Origin of the sequence: Rhodobacter capsulatus (assembly GCF_003254295.1) — a bacterium.
Taxonomy (GTDB): domain Bacteria; phylum Pseudomonadota; class Alphaproteobacteria; order Rhodobacterales; family Rhodobacteraceae; genus Rhodobacter; species Rhodobacter capsulatus.
Genome location: NZ_QKZO01000003.1, coordinates 13,285 through 34,881 on the forward strand (window position 1 = coordinate 13,285; position 21,597 = coordinate 34,881).

Genomic DNA, 21,597 nt, shown 5'->3' on the forward strand with positions numbered 1-21,597 from the left:
CGCACAGCCTGTGGCACCCCCAACCCGAAGCGAGAGAGGGCCGATGAGACGCTATTCGATCTTCGCCGTGGCGCGCGAGGCGCTGCGCTATCACAGCGGTTGGGAAAAGGCCTGGGCCTCGCCCGAGCCGAAGAAACGCTACGACGTGATCGTGGTGGGGGCGGGCGGCCACGGGCTGGCCACGGCCTATTACCTGGGCAAGGTCCACGGCATCAAGAATGTGGCGATCATCGAAAAGGGCTGGCTGGGCGGTGGCAACACCGGGCGCAACACCACGATCATTCGCTCGAACTACCTGCAGGACCCTTCGGCGGCGATCTATGAAAAGGCGCGCGCGCTTTACGAGGGGCTGAGCCAGGATCTGAACTACAACGTCATGTTCAGCCCGCGCGGCCTTCTGATGCTGGCGCAGTCGGAACATGAGATGCGCGGCTACAAGCGCACCGTCTATGCCAACAATCTGCAAAATGTCGAAACCCGCTGGATCGAGCCGAAGGAAGTCAAGAAGCTGGTGCCGATCCTGAACATCGCCGGGCCGCGCTATCCGGTTCTGGGCGCGCTTTATCAGGAAAAGGGCGGCACCGCGCGGCATGACGCGGTGGCCTGGGGCTATGCGCGGGCCTGTTCCGACATGGGCATGGATCTGCTCCAGAACACCGAAGTCACCGGCGTGCGCACGGCCGAGGGCAAGGTCGTCGGTGTCGACACCTCGCGCGGCGCGATCGATTGCGGCAAGCTCGCCATCGTCGTCGCCGGGCATTCCTCGGTTCTGGCGGGCATGGCCGGTTTCCGTCTGCCGATCGAATCGATGGCGCTGCAGGCCTGGGTGTCCGAGCCGATCAAGCCCACGATCGACGTCGTGGTGATGGCGAACCTCGTGCACGGCTACATGTCGCAATCCGACAAGGGCGAGCTGGTGATCGGCGGCGGCACCGACGGCTTCAACAACTATTCGCAACGCGGGTCGTGGCACCATGTCGAAGAAACCACCCGCGCCCTGATCGAGACCTTCCCGGTGATCTCGCGCCTCAAGATGCTGCGGCAATGGGGCGGCATCGTCGACATGACCGGCGACCGCTCGCCGATCCTGTCGAAAACCCCGGTCGAGGGCATCTTCGTCAACTGCGGCTGGGGCACCGGCGGCTTCAAGGCGATCCCGGGCTCGGGCTTTGCGATGGCGGAACTGGTGGCCAAGGGCTATTCGCCGCTGGCCGCCGAATTCGGCCTGCACCGCTTCAAGGAAGGCCAGTTCATCGACGAATCCGTGGCCGCCGGGGTGGCGCATTGATGCCCTTCGCCCTTTCATCTTGCCCGAAATACCTCGGGGGTCCGGGGGCAGCGCCCCCGGCCGTCGTCACAAAAAAGGCCTGCTGACATGCTGACACTGACCTGCCCCTGCTGCGGCGTCACCGTCGAGGAAACCGAACTCGCCCCCGGCGGCGAGGCGCATCTGAAGCGCTTCGGCCCGGGCGCCTCGGACGCCGATTTCGAAACCTACATGTTCGCCCGCAAAAACCCGAAAGGCGTGCATTTCGAGCGCTGGCGCCATGCCTATGGCTGCGGCAAGTGGTTCCTGGCCGCGCGCTGCACCGTCACCTGGGAGGTTTTCGGCACCTATCCGGCGCAGACCTCCGAACCGCCCGCCGAGCTGATCGCCAAAATCAAAGAGAAACGTCCGGGCTGGGAGGGCTGGAAATGAGCCATCGTCTGTCTTCGGGCGGCCGTCTGATCGACCGCTCCAAACCGCTCGCCTTCAAGTTCAACCGCCGCAAGGCCCGGGGCTTTGCGGGCGACACGCTCGCCTCGGCGCTCTTGGGGTCCGGCCGCACGCTTCTGGGCCGCTCGTTCAAATACCACCGCCCGCGCGGGCTTGTCGCCTCGGGCGCCGAGGAGCCGAACGTTCTGGTGAACCTTGGCCGCGGCAACCGCCACGAGCCCGACCAGCGCGCCACCACCACGGAGTTGTTCGAGGGCGCCTGGGCCACGTCGCAAAACCACTGGCCGAGCCTCGGCTTCGACATCGGCGCGGTGAACGACTTCGCCTCCAAGCTGATGCCCGCGGGCTTTTACTACAAGACCTTCATGCATTCGCTCGAAGCCTGGCACAGCCTGTTCGAGCCGATCATCCGCCGCGCGGCGGGTCTGGGCAAGGCGCCGACGAAACCCGACCCGGACCGCTACGAACAGGCCTATGCCTATTGCGACGTGCTCGTTGCGGGCGGCGGCGTCGCCGGTCTTGCCGCGGCGCTGAAGGCCGCGAAAGAAGGCAAGCGGGTGATCCTGGCCGAACAGACCGCGCATTGGGGCGGCCGCGCCCCGGTGGATGGCGGGCTGATCGACGGTCAGACGCCCGAGATCTGGATCCAGAACACCCTGCAAGCCCTTGAAGGCATGGAGAATGTCCGGCTGATGACCCGCACGATGGTCGCCGGGCTGCATGACCACGGCTATGCGATCCTGTACGAGCGCGTCGCCGATCACACCCCGGGCGACGGCCGCCCGCGCCATCGGCTGTGGCGCACCCGCGCCGGGATCACCCAGGTCGCCACCGGCGCCATCGAACGGCCGCTGGCTTTCGCGGGCAACGACGTTCCGGGCGTGATGCTGGCCTCTGCCGTGCGCGATTACATCGTGAACTGGGCCGTCGCGCCGGGCAAGCGCCTCGTCATCGTGACGAACAACGATGACGCCTACCGCACCGCGCTTTGCGCGCTCGGCGCAGGGCTCGAGGTCGCGGCGGTCATCGACGCCCGCCCGGCGCCGACCGGGCCGCTGGTTGAAGCCCTGCGCGAACGCGGCGTCAAGGTGCTCGAAGGCCGGGCCATTGCCAAGGTCAAGGGGTCGAAGGCGGTGAAAGCGGTCGAGATCGCCAGCCACGCGGGCGAGGGCGGCGCGGTCGAGGTGATCGACTGCGATTGCGTCGCGATGTCGGGCGGCTGGTCGCCGGTCGTGCATCTTTATTCCCATGCGGGGGGCAAGGTGAAATGGGATGCGGCGGCGGTGATGTTCCGCCCCGATGCCGCGAAACCGCCGACCGGCGACAAGGGGCAACCGATCGCCGCCGCGGTGGGCGCCGCGAATGGCCATCTGACGCTGGACGCGATCTGCGCGGAAGCCGGGATGGTGGGCCAGGTCGAAGCCGAAGCGCCGCTGATGCCGGTCTGGGTGATGCCCGCCAAGGCCTCGGAAGCGTTGAAATTCAAGGCCTTCCTTGACTATCAGAACGATGTGAAGGTCTCGGACGTGCAGCTGGCCGCGCGCGAAGGTTACGCCTCGGTCGAACATACCAAGCGCTACACCACGCTCGGCATGGCCACCGATCAGGGGAAACTCAGCAACATCAACGGGCTGGCGATCCTTTCGGAAGCCTTGGGGCAGGAGATCCCCGCCACCGGCACGACCACCTTCCGCCCGCCCTACACGCCGATTTCCTTTGGCGCGATCACCGGCGAGGCGCGGGGCGAGATCTTCCAGCCCCTGCGCAAGACGCCGATGCATGACTGGCATCAGGCGAAGGGCGCGCATTGGGAGCCTGTGGGCCTGTGGCGGCGCCCCTATACCTATCCGCGCAAGGGCGAAAAGCACCGCGAGTCGGTCAACCGCGAGATCGTCAACACCCGCACCAATGTCGGGCTGCTCGATGCCTCGACGCTGGGCAAGATCGTGGTCAAGGGGCCGGATGCGGGGCGCTTCCTTGACATGATGTATACCAACCTGATGTCCACCCTGCCGGTGGGCAAGTGCCGCTACGGGCTGATGTGCTCGGACAACGGGTTTCTCATCGACGACGGCGTCGTCGTGCGGCTCTCCGAGGATACCTGGCTCTGCCACACCACCTCGGGCGGCGCGGACCGGATCCATGGCCACTTGGAAGACTGGCTGCAATGCGAATGGTGGGACTGGAAGGTCTATACCGCCAACCTGACCGAGCAATATGCGCAGGTGGCCGTTGTCGGCCCGAAGGCGCGGAAATTGCTGGAAAAGCTGGGCGGCATGGATGTCTCCAGGGAGGCGCTGCCCTTCATGACCTATCGGGAAGGCACTTTGGGCGGCTTCCCGGCGCGGGTGTTCCGGATCTCCTTCTCGGGCGAGCTCTCCTATGAAATCGCCGTGCCCGCGAATATGGGGCTGGCGTTCTGGGAGGCGCTGCACAAGGCGGGCGAAGAATTCGGCGTCATGCCCTATGGCACCGAGGCTTTGCATGTGATGCGGGCCGAAAAGGGCTTCATCATGATCGGCGACGAGACCGACGGCACGGTGATCCCGCAGGATCTGGGCCTTGGCTGGGCGATCAGCAAGAAAAAGGCGGATTATCTGGGCAAGCGCGCGCAGGAACGCAAGCACATGACCGACCCGGACCGCTGGACGCTGGTGGGGCTCGAAACGCTCGACGGTTCGGTTCTGCCCGATGGCGTCTATGCCATCGACGAGGGCGTGAACGAGAACGGCCAGCGCAAGGTGCAGGGGCGTGTGACCTCGACCTATTATTCGCCGATGCTGAAGAAGGGCATCGCCATGGGGCTGGTCAAGCATGGCCCGGCGCGGATGGGCGAGGTGCTCGAATTCCCGGCCGATGGCGGCAAGGTCATTCAGGCGCGGATCGTCGATCCGGTGTTCTACGACAAGGCAGGGGAGAAAGCCGATGTCTGAAGCGGTGTCTGCACTCAAGGGCGAAAGCCATGCCGGGTTTGCGACCGTGACCGAGGCGGGGCTGTCGGGCATGGTGACGCTGCGCGCCGATTTGTCGGCGACCGCCACGCGGATCGCGCTGGCCGGGCAGGGGCTGAAACTGCCGGGTCCGCGCGAGATCGTGGCGGGCGAGAAGGGCCGCTTCACCGCCTGGATGAGCCCCGACGAGCTGCTGGTGATCTGTTCCTATGACGAAGCGCCCGCCGTGGCGGCGGGGATCGCGCATTCGCTGCACACCGAACATGTGCTGGTGACCAACGTCTCGGATGCCCGGGCGCGCTTCACCATTGCGGGGGCGAAGGCCGATCAGGTGCTGATGAAGCTTTGCCCGGTCGATTTCGCGGCGCTGAAACCGGGCGAGATGCGCCGCACCCGCGCCGCGCAGGTGGCGGCGGCGATCTGGCGTTCGGGCCCCGAGGAGCTGAGCCTTGTCTGCTTCCGTTCGGTCGCGGCCTATGTGATGGGGCTGCTCGAGGTCTCGGCCCGCCCGGGGGGCGAGCTTTCCTGACCGGGCAGGGGGGCGCTGCCCCCCGTCCTTCGGACTCCCCCCGGGATATTTATGGCAAGATGAAACACGCCTCCTTCATCTTGCTATAAATATCCCGGGGGTGAATTGCCCGGCAGGGCAAGAGGGGGCGGCGCCCCCTTTTTGCTTGCCTTGTGGCCGGGCTTGCCGCAGATCGGGGGCAAAGGAGATCCAGCATGGACTATTCGAAATCCGGGGGCGCGCGGCCCGACAAGAACAATCCGCGTCATTCCGAACACAATGCCAAGGGCTCGGAAAAGAACCCCTTCGGCAAGGGCGCGGCGAAAGAAGATCTGATCGCGCGGATGAAGGCGGCCGCCGAGGCCCGCAAGGACGCGGCCAAGAAGCCCTGATCTGCGCCCGGGGAAGGGGGGCTGTGCGGGAAAATCACCCGTCAACCCTTGACCTTGGGGCGTTCAGTGCTTCAATTGGTCGCAACAGAACCCGAGTAAAAGGATCGCTCAAATGGCTTTCGAACTTCCCGCCCTTCCCTATGCCCATGATGCCCTGGCCGCGCTGGGCATGTCGAAGGAGACGCTCGAGTATCACCACGACCTGCACCACAAGGCCTATGTCGACAACGGCAACAAGCTGATTGCGGGCACCGAATGGGAAGGCAAGTCGGTCGAGGAGATCGTCAAGGGAACCTATTGCGCCGGTGCCGTGGCGCAATCGGGGATCTTCAACAATGCCTCGCAGCACTGGAACCACGCGCAGTTCTGGGAAATGATGGGGCCGGGCGAAGACAAGAAGATGCCGGGCGCGCTGGAAAAGGCGCTGGTGGAAAGCTTCGGTTCGGTCGCGAAGTTCAAGGAGGATTTCGCCGCTGCGGGCGCGGGCCAGTTCGGCTCGGGCTGGGCCTGGCTGGTGAAGGACAGCGATGGCGCGCTGAAGATCACCAAGACGGAGAACGGGGTGAACCCGCTCTGCTTCGGGCAGACCGCGCTTCTGGGCTGCGACGTCTGGGAGCACAGCTATTACATCGACTTCCGCAACAAGCGCCCGGCTTACCTCACGAACTTCCTCGACAAGCTGGTGAACTGGGAAAACGTCGCCTCGCGGATGTGAGGCGGATGGACGGATGAAAAAAACCGGCCCCCGCGGGGGCCGGTTTTGTTTTGGGCGGACGGTTCGGGCGGATCAGGAAAGGCATCGCCTTTCCCCGCCCGCTGCGACCCCGGCGCGGCACGACCGTTTGCCCCAGGCACGACAGAGGCCAGCGCTCCGCCCCGGCGGGCGAGAAGCGCCCGCCATGGGCGGGGCGGGCGCTGGCCGAGGGCCTTTGGGCCCCCGGCGGTTGCGGGGCATCTGCATCGCGTGGCCTCGGCGATGGCCTCGGCCAGTGTATCCGGCTCAGAGTTTCTCGAAGCGGCAGGTGAAATGCCGCATCAGCTTCGGCTCCTTGACGATCCGGTAGCCGCGCAGGGCGTCTTTCGTTGCCGCCAGCTCCTCGAAAGCCTCGACGATGTAATCGGCGTGGCTTTGCGTATAGGTCCGGCGCGGGAAGGCGAGCCGCACCAGATCCATCGCCGCGGGCTTTTCCGATCCGTCGGGCTGGCGGCCGAACATCGCCGTGCCGATCTCGCAGGACCGGACGCCTGCGATTTCATAAAGCGCCACCGCCAGCGCCTGCCCGGGGTATTCGAGCGGCGGGATATGGGAAAGCCAGGCCCGCGCGTCGATGAAGACCGCATGCCCGCCCGCGGGCTTCACCACCGGAACCCCCATCGCATCCAGCCGCTCGACGATATATTGATGCGTGCGGATGCGGTAGCGCAGGTAATCCTCGTCGACGATCTCGACCAGCCCCTGCGCCAGCGCGTCCAAGTCACGCCCCGCCAGCCCGCCATAGGTCGGGAACCCCTCGGTCCGGATCAGATGCCCGCGCGCCTCCTCGGCCAGATCGTCGTCGTTCAGCGCCAGCCAGCCGCCGATATTGCCAAAGGCGTCCTTTTTCGCCGACATCGTCATGCCGTCCGCCACCGCAAAGCAATCGCGCACGATCTCGGGGATCGAGCGATCGGCCTGACCCTCCTCGCGGGTCTTGATGAACCAGGCGTTTTCGGCAAAGCGGCAGCCGTCGATCACGAAAGGCTTGCCATACCGATGCGCCAGATCGGCGACGGCGCGGATATTGGCCAGGCTCACCGGCTGCCCGCCGCCCGCATTGTTGGTGATGGTGATCATCACCAAGGGCACCTCGGCGTGATGCGCCTCAAGGTAAGCCTCCAGCCGCGCCAGATCCATGTTGCCCTTGAACGGATGCAGGTTTTGCGGGTCCTTGCCCTCGGCAATCACCAGATCGTCGCCCGTGGCGCCCGAGGCCTCGATATTGCCGCGCGTGGTGTCGAAATGCGTGTTCGAGGGGATGCGACGGCCCTTGCCCCCGAAGATCGAGAACAGGATCGCTTCCGCCGCGCGGCCCTGATGCGTCGGGATGATGTGCTTGAAGGGCATCAGATTTTGCACCGCGGCTTCAAAGCGGAAGAAGCTGGGCGAGCCGGCATAGCTTTCGTCGCCCTGCATCACCGCGGCCCATTGCAGCGACGACATCGCGCCGGTGCCGCTGTCGGTCAGAAGGTCGATCAAGACGTCATCCGAGTGCAGGCCGAAAAGGTTGTATCCGGCCGCGCGCGCCAGGCGTTCACGCTCGGGGCGCGAGGTGAGGCGGATCGGCTCGACCGATTTGATGCGGAAAGGTTCGATGATGGTTTTCATCGCGGGGCTCCTGTCGATGGCCCCATGACACCGTGGCAACCGTCGCACGATGGGGCCGCAGCGTCGCGGTTGCCCGGAGACCCGGACCGCGCTCGACGCCCATGAGGGTTGCAAGGCCAAATTTCGCATCCCGCGTCGTTTCCGTCAAGTCGGGCGGTGGGATCGGGATTGACGGGGCAAGCCGGGCGGGGTTCTGTGGCCGCCTTGAGCCTGGGGAGACACGGATGAAGGACGCCACGAAGGGTTTTGTCGCGATGGTGGCGACCTGCTGCGTCTGGGGTCTGTCGGGGATCTATTACAAGGCGCTGTCCGAAGTGCCGCCGCTTGAGGTGCTCGCCCATCGCACGCTCTGGTCGGTGGTGTTTCTGGGCGCCGTGGTGGCGGTGCAGGGGCACTGGGCGATGCTTGCCCGCGCGCTCACCGGGCGCAACCTGCGGATCGTCGCCGGGGCGGCGGTGGTGATCTCGCTCAATTGGTTCGGTTTCATCTGGTCGGTGCAGAACGGCCGCGCGGTCGAGGCCGCGCTTGGCTATTACATCTTCCCGCTGGTCGCGGTGGCGCTGGGCATGGTGTTTTACGGCGAGCGGATGGGGCGGGCGCAGGCGGTGGCGGTGACGATCGCCGCGGCGGCGGTGGGCTGGCTGACCTGGGCGCTAGGCGCCGCGCCCTGGATCGCGCTGATGCTGGCGGGGACTTTCGGGCTTTACGGGCTGTTGAAAAAGAAGCTTTCGGTGCCCTCGGTCGTCTCGGTCCTGGCCGAGGTGGTGCTTTTGGCGCCGCTGGCCGCGCTGGTGCTGGCTTCGGCGCATTTCGGCTGGTTCGGCCGCGCGCCGGGTTCGGGGCATTTCGGCGACGACCTCGGATCCTCGCTGATGCTGGCCTTTTCAGGCGTGATGACCGGCGGGCCCTTGATGCTGTTTTCCTATGCCGCGCAGCGGGTGCGGATGGCGACGATCGGGCTGGTGCAATATCTCAACCCGACACTGCAATTCGCTGTTGCGGTCATGGTCTTTGCCGAACCCTTCACCCGCGCCCATGCCATCGCCTTTGCGCTGATCTGGGGGGCGCTCGCGCTTTATTCGGCCGCGGCGCTGCGGGGCCGGGCGTAGCAGGGGGGCGCTGCCCCCCTCTTTTCCTTCGGAAAATTCACCCCCCGGGATATTTCGGCCAAGGTGAAACGAAACCGGGGGCTGCTTTCACCTTGGCGCAAATATCCCGGGGGGCGTCCCGCAGGGACGGGGGGCAGCGCCCCCTTGCGCCGGTTGGGCCCCTCAGCCGAAGGCGGTTTCGAGCGCGGCCTCCAGCGCCGAAACCGTCGCCACCGTCGTCACGCCGTCCAGCAGGTTTTGCCCGGCAAAGCCCTCGGCCACGACATGGGCGTTCAGCGCCAGAAGCGGATCCCAGTAGCCTTCCGTATTCAGCAGCAGGATCGGTTTCGCATGCAGGCCGAGCTGGCGCCAGGTCAGCACCTCGTAGAATTCGTCCAGGCTGCCCGCGCCACCCGGCAGCACCACCACCGCATCCGAATTCATGAACATCACTTTCTTGCGTTCATGCATGTTCTCGGTGACGACGAAAGTGGTCAGATCGCGTTTGCCGACCTCGAGCCGGAACAGATGTTGGGGGATCACCCCGAAGGTCGCCGCGCCCGCGGCCTGTGCCGCCCGCGCCACCTCGCCCATCAGCCCGACATCGCCCGCGCCGTAAACCAGCCGCCAGCCGCGCGCGGCGAGCATCTGGCCGGTGGCCCGGGCGTCCCTGGCATAGGCGGGGCGGGCGCCGGGGCGCGAGCCGCAGAAGACGCAGACCGAGGGGGCGGATTTGGCGGACATGAGGCGGGCTTTCGTGCTGGAAATCGCTGTGGCGGGTGTTGCTTTCGGCAGGGATACCGGGTCAGATGGTCGCAAGCAAGCGGCGCGAAACGCCGGGGCCGCAGCGCCGGACGGAGGGACAGACAGCATGGCCGAGGGCAGGAAGACGGCGGTGGGGGTCGTGGTCGGCGGCGGGGCGGCCGTGGCGGTGGTGGCCGCCGTTGCCGCCTTCTGGTCGCTCGGGCAGGACGCGCCCAAATCCGAGGCCGCGCAAATCCCCGAACCCGCACCGGTCGTTGCCGGGCCCGCGCCCGAAACCGTGCCCGAAGCCGCATCGGCGCCGGGGCAAGAGGTCGCCAAGACTGCGCCGCCCGCCCCCACGGCGATTGCCGCAGATCCGGTTGCCACGGCCCCCGCGCCGCAGCCGGTCGCCCGTTTCGACACTTTGCGCGTCACCCCCGCCGGGGCGCTGACGCTGGCGGGCGATGTCGCGCCGGGCGCCAAGGTCGAGTTGCTGCTCGAGGGCGAGGTGATCGACACCGTCACCGCGAATGATCGGGGCGCCTTTGCCGCGGTCACCTCGGCCGAGCCCTCGGCCGTGCCGCGGTCCCTGACGCTGCGGGTGACCGGCGCCGATGGCGTGGCGAAGCTGTCAGAGGACAGCCTGACCGTCGCGCCCAGTCCGCGCGCCGTGGCCGAGGCCGCGACCGCCGAGGGCGCCGCGCCTGCCGCGGTCGCCGCCGAAGTCGCGGCGGCGCAGGTTCTGGCCGACAAACCGCTTCTCACCGATGCGAGCGGCACGCCGCGGCTGCTGGCGGGCCCGTCCGAGACGCTGGTGATCGACACTCTGTCTTTCGCAGCCGATGGCAAGATCACGATTTCGGGCCGCGGCGCGCCGAAGGGGGCGCTGTTGCGCGCCTATGTCGACACGGCCGAGGTGGGGCTGGTGCAGGCGGGGGCCGAGGGCGGCTTCCGGATGCAGCTGCCCGCGGCCAGGCCCGGGGCGCACAGCCTGCGCGTCGATGCGCTCGACGCCGCGGGCAAGGTGCTGGCCCGCGCCGAGCAGGGGTTCGAGGGCATCGCCCCGCCGCCGCCGCCCGCCGCGACCGCCGCCGCCCGCCGCCGCATCGTCACCATCTCCGACGGCAACACGCTTTGGGCGCTCGCGCGCGACACCTATGGCGATCCCTATCTTTACGTGCAGATCTTCGAGGCGAACCGCGACCAGATCCGCGACCCCGACCGGATCTATCCGGGCCAGGTCTTCACCCTGCCCGAGTGAGCCCGTTCGGGGCAAATGCGCGCGGGGGCTGGACAATCGCGTCCCACCCCCTAGGTTGCCCGCACGGCCGCGGCATCCGCCCGGCTTCCCGGACACTCGACACTTTGGAAGGACGGGCAGATGGCGCCCTCTCAGATCACGCAGGCTGGCAAGCTGGACGTCTCGGAACGGGCGCGGGGCTGGCGCACGATGAAGGCCGTCGCGCCCTATCTGTGGCCCGAGGGGCACGGCTGGGTGAAACAGCGCGTCGTTCTGGCGATGGCCTTTCTGGTCGCCGCCAAGGTGATCGCGGTGCTGACGCCCTTCCTTTACAAGGCGGCGGTGGACGGCCTGGCGGGCGAGGCGCGCGACGAGACCTGGCTTCTGGGCTTTGGCGCCGTCGCGCTGACCGTGGCTTACGGGCTCGCCCGGCTGATGTCGGTGGGCTTTGGCGAATTGCGCGACGCGGTCTTCGTGCGCGTGGCGCAACGCGCGCTGCGGGCGCTGGCGCTGGAAACCTTTCAGCACATCCATGCGCTGTCGCTGCGCTATCACATCACCCGCAAGACCGGCGGGCTGTCCCGCGTTGTCGAGCGGGGCGTGAAGGGCGTCGATTTCCTGCTGCGCTTCATGCTGTTTTCGGTCGGGCCGCTGATCCTTGAACTGACGCTGGTCACGCTGATCTTCGCCTTCCTGTTCGACTGGCGCTATGCGCTGGTGGTGGTCGGCACGATCTGGACCTATGTCACCTACACCTTCCGTGTCACCGAATGGCGCGTGGCGATCCGCAAGAAGATGAACGACGCCGACACGGCGGCGAACCAGAAGGCGATCGACAGCCTTTTGAACTTCGAGACGGTGAAATATTTCAGCGCCGAGAAGCGCGAGGCGGCGCGTTATGACGCCTCGATGGAGCATTATGAAGGCGCGGCGGTGAAGACCGGGCAAAGCCTGGCCGCACTGAACGCGGGGCAGACGCTGATCATCACCGCGGGGCTTGTGGCGGTGATGGTGATGGCGGCGATGGAGGTGCAGGCGGGCACGCTGACGGTGGGCGATTTCGTCATGGTGCAGGCCTACATGATCCAGATCACCATGCCGCTGTCGTTCCTTGGAACGGTCTATCGCGAGATCCGGCAGGCGCTCGTCGACATGGGCGAGATGTTCGACCTGCTGCATCAACCGGCCGAGATCACCGATGCGCCCGGGGCGAAGCCGCTGGTGGTCTCGGGGGGCGCGATCGCCTTCAAGGGCGTCGATTTCGCCTATTCCCCGGAACGGACGATCCTGAAGCGGATCGATCTGACCGTGGCGGCGGGGCAGAAGGTGGCGCTGGTGGGCCCCTCGGGCTCGGGCAAATCCACCATCGGGCGGCTGTTGTTCCGGTTTTACGAGGTGACGGGCGGCGCGATCAGCATCGACGGGCAGGACATTCGCGCGGTGACGCAGGAAAGCCTGCATGCGGCGATCGGCGTCGTGCCGCAAGATACCGTGCTGTTCAACGACACGATCCGCTACAACATCGCCTATGGCCGCGCCGAGGCCACGCAGGCCGAGATCGAGGCGGCGGCGCGGGCGGCGAAGATCCATGACTTCGTGATGTCCCTGCCCGAGGGCTACGACACCCAGGTGGGCGAGCGCGGGTTGAAACTTTCGGGCGGCGAAAAGCAGCGGGTGGGCATTGCGCGCACGCTTTTGAAGAACCCGCCGATCCTGCTTCTGGACGAGGCGACCTCGGCGCTCGATACGCAGACCGAACGCGACATTCAGGAAAGTCTGGATGCGATGGGGCGGGGGCGCACGGTGATCGTGATCGCGCACCGGCTTTCGACGATTGCGGATGCCGACCGGATCGTGGTGCTGGAAGCGGGCGAGATCGTCGAGGAAGGCACGCATGAGGCGCTTTTGGCGCGCTCTGGCCGCTATGCGGCGATGTGGGCGGCGCAATCGGCCGAAGAGGCGGCCGAAGCGGCCGAGTAAGGCAAAGGCAAAGCAAGGCAGGGGGGCGCTGCCCCCCTCTGGCCTTTCGGCCATTCACCCCCCGGGATATTTCGGCCAAGGTGAAACGAAACGAGGGCGCTGCTTTCACCTTGGCGCAAATATCCCGGGGGGAGTCCGCTTGCGGACGGGGGGCAGCGCCCCCCCTTCGTGACCGGGGCAGCGGTTTCCCGGCCTTGGCAATGGGGCGGGCTTGCGTATAGATAGGCCAAAGACGAGGAGCCCGGCGTGGATCATACCGACAGTTTCATTGACGAAGTCACCGAGGAAGTCCGCCGTGACCGGCTGTTTGCGGCGTTTCGCAAATATGGCTGGATCGGTGTCGTGGCGATCCTGGGTCTCGTCGGCGGTTCGGCCTATGTCGAATGGGAAAAGACGCAGCGGCAGGCCCGGGCCGAGGCTTTCGGCGACGGCATCCTGAGCGCGCTCGAGACCGAAAATCCGGCCGAGGCGCTGGCGGCGCTGCCGGTTTCGGGGCCGCAGGGCGGGATGCTGAAGCTTCTGACCGCGGCGCAGGCGGCCGAGGATGGCAAGGCCGAGGTGGCGCTGGCGGATCTGCGCGCGGTGGCGGGCGATGCGACGCTGCCCGACAGCCTGCGCCAGCTGGCCCGGCTCAAGGCGGTTCTGGTCGCGGGCGCGGCGATGGGCGCCGAAGAGCGCGCAGCCGAGCTGGCGGCGCTGTCCGCGCCCGGGGCGCCGTTTCGCCTGATGGCGATGGAGCAGCAGGCGCTGGCGGCGCTGGAAGCGGGCGACAGGGACGGCGCCATCGCGAAAGCGCGCGAGATCATGGCCGAAGATGGCGTGACCTCGGGCTTGCAACAGCGCGCGACAGAGTTGATTGTGGCGCTGGGAGGCGATCCGGCCGCGAAATGAGGCGCCGGTGCTGCGGAAAAGACATGAAGGCAGGGGGTTTGCGGTGAAGCTGAGGTCGTCGATTGCCGTTCTGGGCGTCGCCATGGTGCTGGCTGCCTGCGAAAAGGAAGTGCGTCTGGAGGGCGAGCGGCTGGATCCCCGCGCCGTGCTGGAGGGGGCTGCGCCCTCTGCCCCGGCGGTGAACGAAAGCCGCCCGGTGAATCTGCCGCGGCCCCTGGGCAATGCCGACTGGCCGCAGCGCGCGGGCAATGCGCGGCATGATCTGGTCAATGCCGCCTTGGGCAATGCCCAGACCCTGGTCTGGTCGGCGCCGGTCGGGCAGGGGCAATCGCAGCGCTATCGAATCGCCGCCGCCCCGGTGGCGGCGGGCGGGCGGGTCTTCACGCTGGACAGCCGCGCCCGGCTGACCGCGACCGGCACCAATGGCGCGACGCTTTGGGCGACCGATGTCGTGCGTCCGGGCGACCGCGACGGCGATGCCTCGGGCGCCGGGCTTGCGGTCGAGGGCGGGCGGGTTTTCGTCACCACCGGCTTTGCCGAGCTGGTGGCGATCGAGGCCGCCTCGGGCAAGGTGATCTGGCGGCAGGATTTCGACGCGGGGGTGGGCGGCGCCCCCACCGTGGCCGAGGGCGTCGTCTATGCGCTGGCGCGCGACGGCTCGGCCTGGGCGATCGACGCCGCGGACGGCAAGGTGATCTGGCAGGTCGCGGGCACGCCTGCGGCGGCGGGCGTCTCGGGCGTTTCGGCGCCTGCGATCGCCGGCAAATTAGTGATCTTCCCCTTTGCGACCGGGCAGATGCTGGCGGTGGAGCGGGCCAGCGGCCTGCCCGTCTGGCGCGCGCAGGTGGCGGGCGGCCGCCCCGGGCGCGGCTATGCGATCGTCTCCGACCTGACCGGCGATCCGGTGGTGATGGGGGGCACGGTCTATGCCGGGTCCTCGGCGGGCAAGCTGGGCGCCTTTGACGCGCTGACGGGCGAGACCCGCTGGACCGCCGACGAGGGCGCGGTGAGCCCGGTGCAGGTGGCGGGCAATGCGATCTTCCTGATTTCCGATCAGGCCCAGCTGGTGCGGCTGGACGCGGCGACGGGCAAAACCGTCTGGGCGCAGGATCTGCCCTATTTCGTCAAGGACAAGATCAAGAAACAGGCCGAGATCCACGTCAACCTTGGCCCGGTTCTGGCGGGCAACCGGCTCTTCGTCGTCTCCTCGGACGGGCTGGTGCGCAGCTTCGATCCGGCCTCGGGGGCGCTGCTTGGCCAGGCCGATCTGCCGGGCGGGGCGGCCACCGATGCGATCGTCGCCGGGCAGACGCTTTATGTCGTCTCGCGCAAGGGGCAGCTGCTCGCCTTCCGGTGAGGGCTTTCCGTCGCGGGAAAAGCGGTGTAAGGGGGCGGTTTCGCGGCGGGCTTTCGGCCGCCACAGGAGCATGCCATGAGTTTCACCCTTGCCATCGTGGGCCGCCCGAACGTGGGCAAATCGACGCTGTTCAACCGGCTCGTCGGCAAGCGGCTGGCCTTGGTGGACGATACGCCCGGCGTCACGCGCGATTTGCGCGAGGGCGACGCGCGTCTGGGCGATCTGCGCTTCGTGGTGATCGATTCGGCCGGGCTTGAACTGGCCGAGGATGACAGCCTGCAGGGGCGGATGCGCCGTCTGACCGAACGCGCGGTCGAGGAGGCGGATGTCTGCCTGTTCCTGATCGATGCGCGGGTCGGCGTCACCCCCGCCGACGAGATTTTCGCCGATATCCTGCGCAAGAAGAATGCCCATGTGATCCTGGCGGCGAACAAGGCCGAGGGCAATGCCGGCGCGGCGGGCGCGCTGGAGGCCTGGTCGCTGGGTCTGGGCGAGCCGATCGCGCTTTCGGCCGAACACGGGCAGGGGCTGGACGAGCTTTACGACATGCTGCAGCCGCTGGCCGATGGCTTTGCGGCGCGCAACGTGGCGCAGATGCCCGAGATCGATGTCGATCTGCCCGAGGATCTGGAAGACGACGCGCCGATCCGCATGCCGACCGAGGCGCGGCCGCTGCAGCTCGCCGTCATCGGCCGCCCGAATGCCGGAAAATCGACGCTGATCAACAAGATCCTTGGCGAAGACCGGCTGCTGACCGGCCCCGAAGCCGGGATCACCCGCGATGCGATTTCGGTGACGAAGACCTTCATGGGCACGCCGATGCGGATCTGGGACACGGCGGGGATGCGCAAGAAGGCGCGGGTGTCGGACAAGCTCGAGAAGCTCTCGGTCGCCGATGGCCTGCGCGCGGTGCGCTTTGCCGAGGTCGTCGTCGTGCTGCTGGATGTGAACATCCCCTTCGAGGTGCAGGATCTGCGGATTGCCGATTTCGCCGAGACCGAGGGGCGCGCGGTCGTCGTGGCGGCGAACAAGTGGGATCTTGAGGAAGAGAAGACCGAGAAGCTGAAGGAGCTGCGCGAGAATTTCGAGCGGTTGCTGCCGCAGCTGCGCGGCGCGCCTTTGGTGACGGTCTCGGCCAAGACCGGCAAGGGGCTCGATCGGCTGCACAATGCGATCCTGAAGGCCTATGAAGTCTGGAACCGGCGGATTTCGACGGCGAAGCTGAACAACTGGCTCGGCGCGATGACCGAGGCGCATCCGCCGCCCGCGCCGGGCGGGCGCCGGATCAAGCTGCGCTACATCACCCAGGCGAAGACCCGGCCGCCGGGCTTTGTCATCAAGGCGACGCATACCGACCAGATCCCGGAAAGCTACGGCCGCTATCTGGTGAACGGGCTGCGCGCCGATTTCGACATGCCGGGAACGCCGATTCGGCTGTACTTCCGCGATCAGGGCGGTGCGAACCCCTACAAGGAACGCAAGAAATCGATCCCCTCGCGGCTGACCAAGCATGTCGAGGCGAAGAAACACGCATCGCGCAAGGACAGGGGCCTGCCCTCGAAACCGAAGGGCTGATTTCGCCTCGGGCAAGCCCGAGGCGACCCGCGGGGGGCTGCGCCCCCCGCACCCCCCGCTTTGCGTATTTGGCCAAGGAAAAACCGCGGCCGTTCGGGACGGGAAGCCGTGGTTGCCTTTCACCTTGGGGAAAGTATCCCGGGGGTCCGGGGGCGGAGCCCCCGGCGGGTCGCCTCGGCGTCAGCCGAGGCGAAATCCCCCCTTGCAACGGGCCAAGGCGAAGAAAGCCCGAAATTCCTTGACAGCCCTGCGTTCCGTCCGCATAAGCGCGAAGCCCGGCGGTGAGTCTGCTCTCCGCCCGGGTATCATTTGCAACAACACCCGATGGGGTGCGCTGTCCGAGGCGGGGAAACCCGGCAACACCGCAGGGGCCCATGGCTCCGGGGGCCACAGGACGCGGCTGAAAAAGGGAAATACGCATGTTTGCGGTCCTCAAGACTGGCGGCAAGCAATACAAGGTTCAGGCGGGCGATGTGCTGCGCGTGGAACTGATTGCCGCCGTGGCTGGTGAAAAAGTCCAGTTCAACGAGATCCTGATGGTCGGCGGCGAGGCCGTGACCGTCGGCGCCCCCACCGTGGCCGGTGCCGCCGTGGTCGCCGAGGTCATCGACACCATCAAGGCCGACAAGGTCATCACCTTCCACAAGCGCCGCCGGAAACATTCGTCGCAGCGCACCCGTGGCCACCGTCAGCAACTGACGCTGCTGCGCGTGACCGAGGTTCTTGCCTCGGGCGCCGAGACTTCGGGCGTGAAGGAAGCCGTGGGCACCGCCGAAGCCCGTCGTGCCGCCCATGGCGCGGCCGCCCCGGCCGAAGCCCCCGCGAAACCGAAGCGTGCGAAAAAAGCCGCTGAAGCTCAGGAGTAATCCCCCATGGCACACAAGAAAGCTGGCGGCTCTTCCCGTAACGGCCGCGACTCTGCCGGTCGTCGCCTTGGCGTGAAACTCTACGGTGGCCAGGCGGCCATTCCGGGCAACATCATCATCCGTCAGCGCGGCACCACCTGGTGGCCGGGCGAAGGCGTGATGATGGGCCGTGACCACACGCTCTTTGCCGTCGTCGAAGGCAAGGTGACCTACAAGAAGGGCCTCAAGGGCCGCACTTTCGTTTCGGTTCTCCCGGTCGCGGAGGCCGCCGAGTAAGCCGAACCGGAACCCGGATCAGTTTGGGGGGGATCGGCCGCGGGCCGGTCCCCCCTTTCCGTTTCGAATGTCGCCTCCGGGCGGCCGCCGCGGGGAGGGTGGTGGGCCAACCGGTCGCAGTTGAAAAAGGCCTGCGGGATGTCCACTTCCCGTCACATGGCTGTCGAGTTTTACGGTTAAACGGCCAAAAGGCCGGCGTTTGAGGAGAACGCGATGTTTCAGACGACCATATCCAACCAGCCGGTGATCGAGGCCGAGCGGTTCATCCTGCGCCCGTTGCGTCGTTCCGACGCCGGGTTGATTTCCATGTATACCGCTGACAAGCGTCTGGCCGAGGGCACCCGCGCGATCCCGCATCCGCTGCCGCCGGGCACGACCGAGAATTTCATCGCCCGCGCCATGGCCGAGACCCGCACCGAGGATGTCTGGGCGCTTGACGGCTCGGCGCATGGTCTGGCCGAGGTGCTGGGGCTCGTCTCGCTCACCCGCCACGAGGGCGCGCAATCCGAGGTCGGCTTCTGGGTCGGCCCGGGGTTCTGGAACACCGGTTTCGCCTCGGAAGCCGTTGCGGCGCTGATCGCGGCCAATCCGCATCGCGCCCGCACGCTGATCGCCGAGGTGTTTCAGGACAGCCCCGGCTCGGCGCGGGTCCTGACCCATAACGGTTTTGCCTATCTGGGCGATGCCGAGGCCTGGTCGCTGGCGCGCAATGCGCGCGTGCCGACCTGGACCTATGTCAAGAAACTCGGGTGAGCCTGCCCGCGCATCTGGTGACGGACCGGCTGGCGCTGCGCCCGCTTGCGGCCGAGGACGAGGCCGCCTGCGTCGCGGCGCTCTCCGATTTCGAGGTGGTGCGCTGGCTTGCCCCCGTGCCCTGGCCCTATGGGGCCGGGGATTTCCGCGCCTTCCTGGCCGATCCCGTGCCCGCGGCGCGCTGGGTGATCTGCCGCGACGGCGCTTTCCTGGGCATGATCGGCCTTCAGGGCCAGTTCGGCTATTGGCTTGCCCGCCCGGCCTGGGGCCAGGGCTTTGCCAGCGAGGCCGCCCGGGCGGTTCTGGCGGCGCATTTCGCCGATCCCGTGGCAGAACCCGTGCGCGCGGGCTATTTCGAAGGCAATGCCCGCTCCGCCCGCGTTCTGGCGAAACTCGGCTTTCGCGAGATCGGCCGCTCTCGCGTTCAGTCGCTCGCGCTGGATGCGGTCTTGCCGCATGTCGAACTGAGATTGAGCCGCGCCGCCTTTGACGCCGCCTGCGCAGGCTGACACAGGCGGGGAGGGCGCTGCCCTCCCCGAACCCCACCCGGGATATTTAGGGCAAGATAAAGGGGCATGCTTTTATCTTGCCCTAAATATCCCGGGGGTTTGGGGGCAGAGCCCCCATGCTTCGCTTGCAGATTGGCGCGCGCGCGCGTAATCAGACGCCTTGCGAAAGGGGCGACTGCGATGAAATTTCTCGACCTTGCGAAAGTCTATATCCGCTCGGGTGGCGGCGGTGGCGGCTGCGTCAGCTTCCGGCGCGAGAAATTCGTTGAATTCGGCGGCCCCGATGGCGGCGATGGCGGCAAGGGCGGCTCGGTCTATGCCGAGGCGGTCGAAGGGCTGAACACGCTGATCGATTTCCGCTATCAGCAGCATTTCTTTGCGCAGTCCGGCCAGCATGGCATGGGCAGCCAATGCACCGGCAAGGATGGCGCCGATATCGTGCTGAAAGTGCCGGTCGGCACCGAGATCATCGACGAGGATGAGGAAACGGTGATCGCCGATCTGACCGTGCCGGGGCAACGCGTGCTTCTGGCCAAGGGCGGCAATGGCGGCTGGGGCAACCAGCGTTTCAAGACCGCGACGAACCGTGCCCCCGCCCATGCCAATCCGGGGCAGGAGGGCGTCGAGCGCACGCTTTGGCTGCGGCTCAAGCTGATTGCCGATGCCGGGCTTTTGGGGCTGCCCAATGCGGGCAAGTCGACCTTCCTCGCCGCGGTCTCGAACGCGCGGCCGACGATTGCCGATTATCCTTTCACCACGCTGGTGCCGAACCTTGGCGTCGTCGGCATCGACGGCAAGGAATTCGTCATGGCCGACATTCCGGGGCTGATCGAAGGCGCCTCGGAGGGCCGCGGTCTGGGCGATCAGTTCCTTGGCCATGTCGAGCGCTGCTCGGTGCTGCTGCATCTGGTCGATGGCACGTCGTCCACCATCACCAAGGATTATCGCACCATCATCGGCGAGCTTGAGGCCTATTCCGAGGAGCTGTTCGAAAAGCCGCGCATCACGGTTCTGAACAAGGCCGATGCGCTTGACAGCAAGACCCTCTCAAGCCGCAAGCGCGCCTTGGAAAAGGCCTCCGAAGGGCCGGTTCTGGTGATGTCGGGCGTGTCGAAAAAAGGCGTGGCCGAGGTGCTGCGGGCGCTTTTGGCCGAGATCGAGGACGACCGCCGGGGCGAGGAAGAGGTGGCGCCGTGGCAGCCGTGAAGACGCCGCAGGTTGCGGCCGCGAAGCGGCTGGTGGTGAAGATCGGCTCGGCGCTGCTGGTCGGCGCCGAGGGGCTGAAGACCGACTGGCTGACGGCGCTCGCGATGGACGTTGTGGCCGCGAAGAAACGCGGCGCCGATGTGGTGCTGGTCTCCTCGGGCTCGATCGCGCTGGGGCGGCGGGTGCTGGGCCTGCCTTTGGGGCCCTTGCCGCTCGAACAATCGCAGGCCGCGGCGGCGGTGGGGCAGATCCGTCTTGCCCGCGCCTATGAGGAGATCCTGGCGCCGCATGGCGTGACCACGGCGCAGGTTCTGGTGACGCTGGAAGACACCGACGACCGCCGCCGCTATCTCAATTCCCGCGCGACGATGGAGACGCTTCTGTCGATGGGCGTCGTGCCGATCGTGAACGAGAACGACACCGTGGCGACCGACGAGATCCGCTTTGGCGACAACGACCGGCTGGCGGCGCAGATCGCCGTCACTGTCGGCGCCGATCAGCTGATCCTGCTCTCCGATGTCGACGGTTTCTATTCCGCGAACCCGAAGGAAGACCCGAGCGCGGTGCGCTTCGAGCTGGTCGAGCATATCACCCCCGAGATCGAGGCGATGGCGGGCGATCCGATTTCCGGCCTCTCGAAAGGCGGCATGAAGACGAAGCTTCTGGCGGCGAAGACCGCGGTGGCGGGGGGCTGCGCCATGGCGATCATGGAGGGCTCGGCCCTGCGGCCGCTGACCGCTTTGGCCGAGGGCGCCAATTGCACCTGGTTCCTGCCCGAGGGCGACCCGCAGGCGGCGCGCAAACGCTGGATCGCGGCGATGAAACCGCGCGGCGAGGTGATCGTCGATGCGGGCGCGGTGGGGGCGCTTTCGCAGGGCAAATCGCTTTTGCCCGCGGGCGTGACCAAGGTCACCGGCCGCTTTGGCCGCGGCGAGCCCGTGACCATCGCGGGCCCCGATGGCGCCGCCCTGGGCAAGGGTCTGGTGCGCTACACCGCCGAGGAAGCCCGCACCATCGCCGGGCACCGCTCGGGCGAGATCGAGGCGCTGCTGGGCTATCCGGGCCGCGCCGCGCTGGTGCATCGCGATGACATGGTGATCGGCTGAGGCCGGGCAGGGGGCGCTGCCCCCTCGGGCTTCGCCCTCACCCCCGGGATATTTGGCCAAGGTGAAAGGGCAC

Annotated in this window: 20 protein-coding genes; 18 read left to right on the forward strand and 2 right to left on the reverse strand. The window is 67.1% G+C overall.

What is annotated here, in order from left to right:
* Window positions 1-43 precede the first annotated feature (43 nt).
* The 6 genes from LY44_RS04760 to LY44_RS04780 all read left to right on the forward strand — a co-directional run bounded on the left by LY44_RS04760 (window position 44) and on the right by LY44_RS04780 (window position 6,283).
* Window positions 44-1,288, forward strand: a complete 1,245-nt coding sequence (locus LY44_RS04760) for a sarcosine oxidase subunit beta family protein (protein ID WP_055210609.1) — start codon at window positions 44-46, stop codon at window positions 1,286-1,288.
* Window positions 1,289-1,375: 87 nt separating this feature from the next.
* Window positions 1,376-1,699, forward strand: coding sequence for a sarcosine oxidase subunit delta (locus tag LY44_RS04765; protein WP_055210611.1), 324 nt, complete (start codon window positions 1,376-1,378; stop codon window positions 1,697-1,699).
* Window positions 1,696-4,650 (forward strand): sarcosine oxidase subunit alpha family protein, encoded by a 2,955-nt coding sequence (locus LY44_RS04770; RefSeq protein WP_055210613.1) that lies wholly within the window; start codon window positions 1,696-1,698, stop codon window positions 4,648-4,650. The genes LY44_RS04765 and LY44_RS04770 overlap by 4 nt, the downstream gene beginning before the upstream one ends.
* Window positions 4,643-5,197: a sarcosine oxidase subunit gamma gene (locus LY44_RS04775; RefSeq protein WP_055210615.1), complete on the forward strand. Its 555-nt coding sequence runs from the start codon at window positions 4,643-4,645 to the stop codon at window positions 5,195-5,197. Before LY44_RS04770 ends, LY44_RS04775 begins: the two co-directional genes overlap by 8 nt.
* Window positions 5,198-5,391: 194 nt before the next feature.
* Window positions 5,392-5,568 (forward strand): hypothetical protein, encoded by a 177-nt coding sequence (locus LY44_RS17840; RefSeq protein ID WP_055210617.1) that lies wholly within the window; start codon window positions 5,392-5,394, stop codon window positions 5,566-5,568.
* Window positions 5,569-5,680: 112 nt separating this feature from the next.
* A complete protein-coding gene (locus LY44_RS04780; protein ID WP_055210620.1) occupies window positions 5,681-6,283 on the forward strand; it encodes a superoxide dismutase in 603 nt (200 codons plus the stop codon).
* Between the two features lie 285 nt (window positions 6,284-6,568).
* On the opposite strand, the gene LY44_RS04785 is transcribed toward LY44_RS04780, so the two are convergent.
* Window positions 6,569-7,933, reverse strand: coding sequence for a tryptophanase (locus tag LY44_RS04785; protein WP_055210628.1), 1,365 nt, complete (start codon window positions 7,931-7,933; stop codon window positions 6,569-6,571).
* Window positions 7,934-8,157: 224 nt separating this feature from the next.
* Between LY44_RS04785 and rarD the strand changes: the two genes are divergently transcribed.
* Window positions 8,158-9,042 carry an EamA family transporter RarD gene (gene rarD / locus LY44_RS04790; protein WP_055210630.1) on the forward strand — a complete coding sequence of 295 codons (885 nt, stop codon included), beginning with the start codon at window positions 8,158-8,160 and terminating at the stop codon, window positions 9,040-9,042.
* Window positions 9,043-9,204: 162 nt separating this feature from the next.
* Here rarD and LY44_RS04795 read toward each other — a convergent pair whose 3' ends face one another.
* Window positions 9,205-9,765 carry an LOG family protein gene (locus LY44_RS04795; RefSeq protein WP_055210632.1) on the reverse strand — a complete coding sequence of 187 codons (561 nt, stop codon included), beginning with the start codon at window positions 9,763-9,765 and terminating at the stop codon, window positions 9,205-9,207.
* Between the two features lie 127 nt (window positions 9,766-9,892).
* Here LY44_RS04795 and LY44_RS04800 point away from each other — a divergent pair, with 127 nt between their 5' ends.
* The 11 genes from LY44_RS04800 to proB all read left to right on the forward strand — a co-directional run bounded on the left by LY44_RS04800 (window position 9,893) and on the right by proB (window position 21,524).
* Window positions 9,893-11,026, forward strand: coding sequence for a LysM peptidoglycan-binding domain-containing protein (locus LY44_RS04800; RefSeq protein ID WP_055210634.1), 1,134 nt, complete (start codon window positions 9,893-9,895; stop codon window positions 11,024-11,026).
* A gap of 120 nt (window positions 11,027-11,146) precedes the next feature.
* A complete protein-coding gene (locus LY44_RS04805; RefSeq protein ID WP_055210636.1) occupies window positions 11,147-12,985 on the forward strand; it encodes an ABCB family ABC transporter ATP-binding protein/permease in 1,839 nt (612 codons plus the stop codon).
* A 246-nt stretch (window positions 12,986-13,231) separates the two neighbouring features.
* Window positions 13,232-13,876, forward strand: coding sequence for a hypothetical protein (locus tag LY44_RS04810; protein ID WP_055210638.1), 645 nt, complete (start codon window positions 13,232-13,234; stop codon window positions 13,874-13,876).
* A gap of 49 nt (window positions 13,877-13,925) precedes the next feature.
* Complete coding sequence (locus LY44_RS04815) at window positions 13,926-15,233, forward strand: PQQ-like beta-propeller repeat protein (protein ID WP_055210695.1); 1,308 nt, start codon at window positions 13,926-13,928, stop codon at window positions 15,231-15,233.
* 75 nt (window positions 15,234-15,308) lie between these two features.
* The gene (der, locus tag LY44_RS04820; RefSeq protein WP_055210640.1) at window positions 15,309-16,808 is read left to right on the forward strand and encodes a ribosome biogenesis GTPase Der; all 1,500 of its coding nucleotides are present in this window, start codon (window positions 15,309-15,311) and stop codon (window positions 16,806-16,808) included.
* A 419-nt stretch (window positions 16,809-17,227) separates the two neighbouring features.
* The gene (gene rplU, locus LY44_RS04825) at window positions 17,228-17,674 is read left to right on the forward strand and encodes a 50S ribosomal protein L21 (RefSeq protein ID WP_013068009.1); all 447 of its coding nucleotides are present in this window, start codon (window positions 17,228-17,230) and stop codon (window positions 17,672-17,674) included.
* A 6-nt stretch (window positions 17,675-17,680) separates the two neighbouring features.
* Window positions 17,681-17,950 carry a 50S ribosomal protein L27 gene (gene rpmA, locus LY44_RS04830; protein WP_013068008.1) on the forward strand — a complete coding sequence of 90 codons (270 nt, stop codon included), beginning with the start codon at window positions 17,681-17,683 and terminating at the stop codon, window positions 17,948-17,950.
* Between the two features lie 213 nt (window positions 17,951-18,163).
* Window positions 18,164-18,703 (forward strand): GNAT family N-acetyltransferase, encoded by a 540-nt coding sequence (locus LY44_RS04835; protein WP_023918528.1) that lies wholly within the window; start codon window positions 18,164-18,166, stop codon window positions 18,701-18,703.
* Window positions 18,700-19,212: a GNAT family N-acetyltransferase gene (locus LY44_RS04840; protein ID WP_055210642.1), complete on the forward strand. Its 513-nt coding sequence runs from the start codon at window positions 18,700-18,702 to the stop codon at window positions 19,210-19,212. Before LY44_RS04835 ends, LY44_RS04840 begins: the two co-directional genes overlap by 4 nt.
* Before the next feature lie 180 nt (window positions 19,213-19,392).
* Window positions 19,393-20,418 carry a GTPase ObgE gene (gene obgE, locus LY44_RS04845; RefSeq protein ID WP_055210644.1) on the forward strand — a complete coding sequence of 342 codons (1,026 nt, stop codon included), beginning with the start codon at window positions 19,393-19,395 and terminating at the stop codon, window positions 20,416-20,418.
* Complete coding sequence (gene proB / locus LY44_RS04850) at window positions 20,415-21,524, forward strand: glutamate 5-kinase (RefSeq protein WP_111395979.1); 1,110 nt, start codon at window positions 20,415-20,417, stop codon at window positions 21,522-21,524. The genes obgE and proB overlap by 4 nt, the downstream gene beginning before the upstream one ends.
* Window positions 21,525-21,597: the final 73 nt, after the last annotated feature.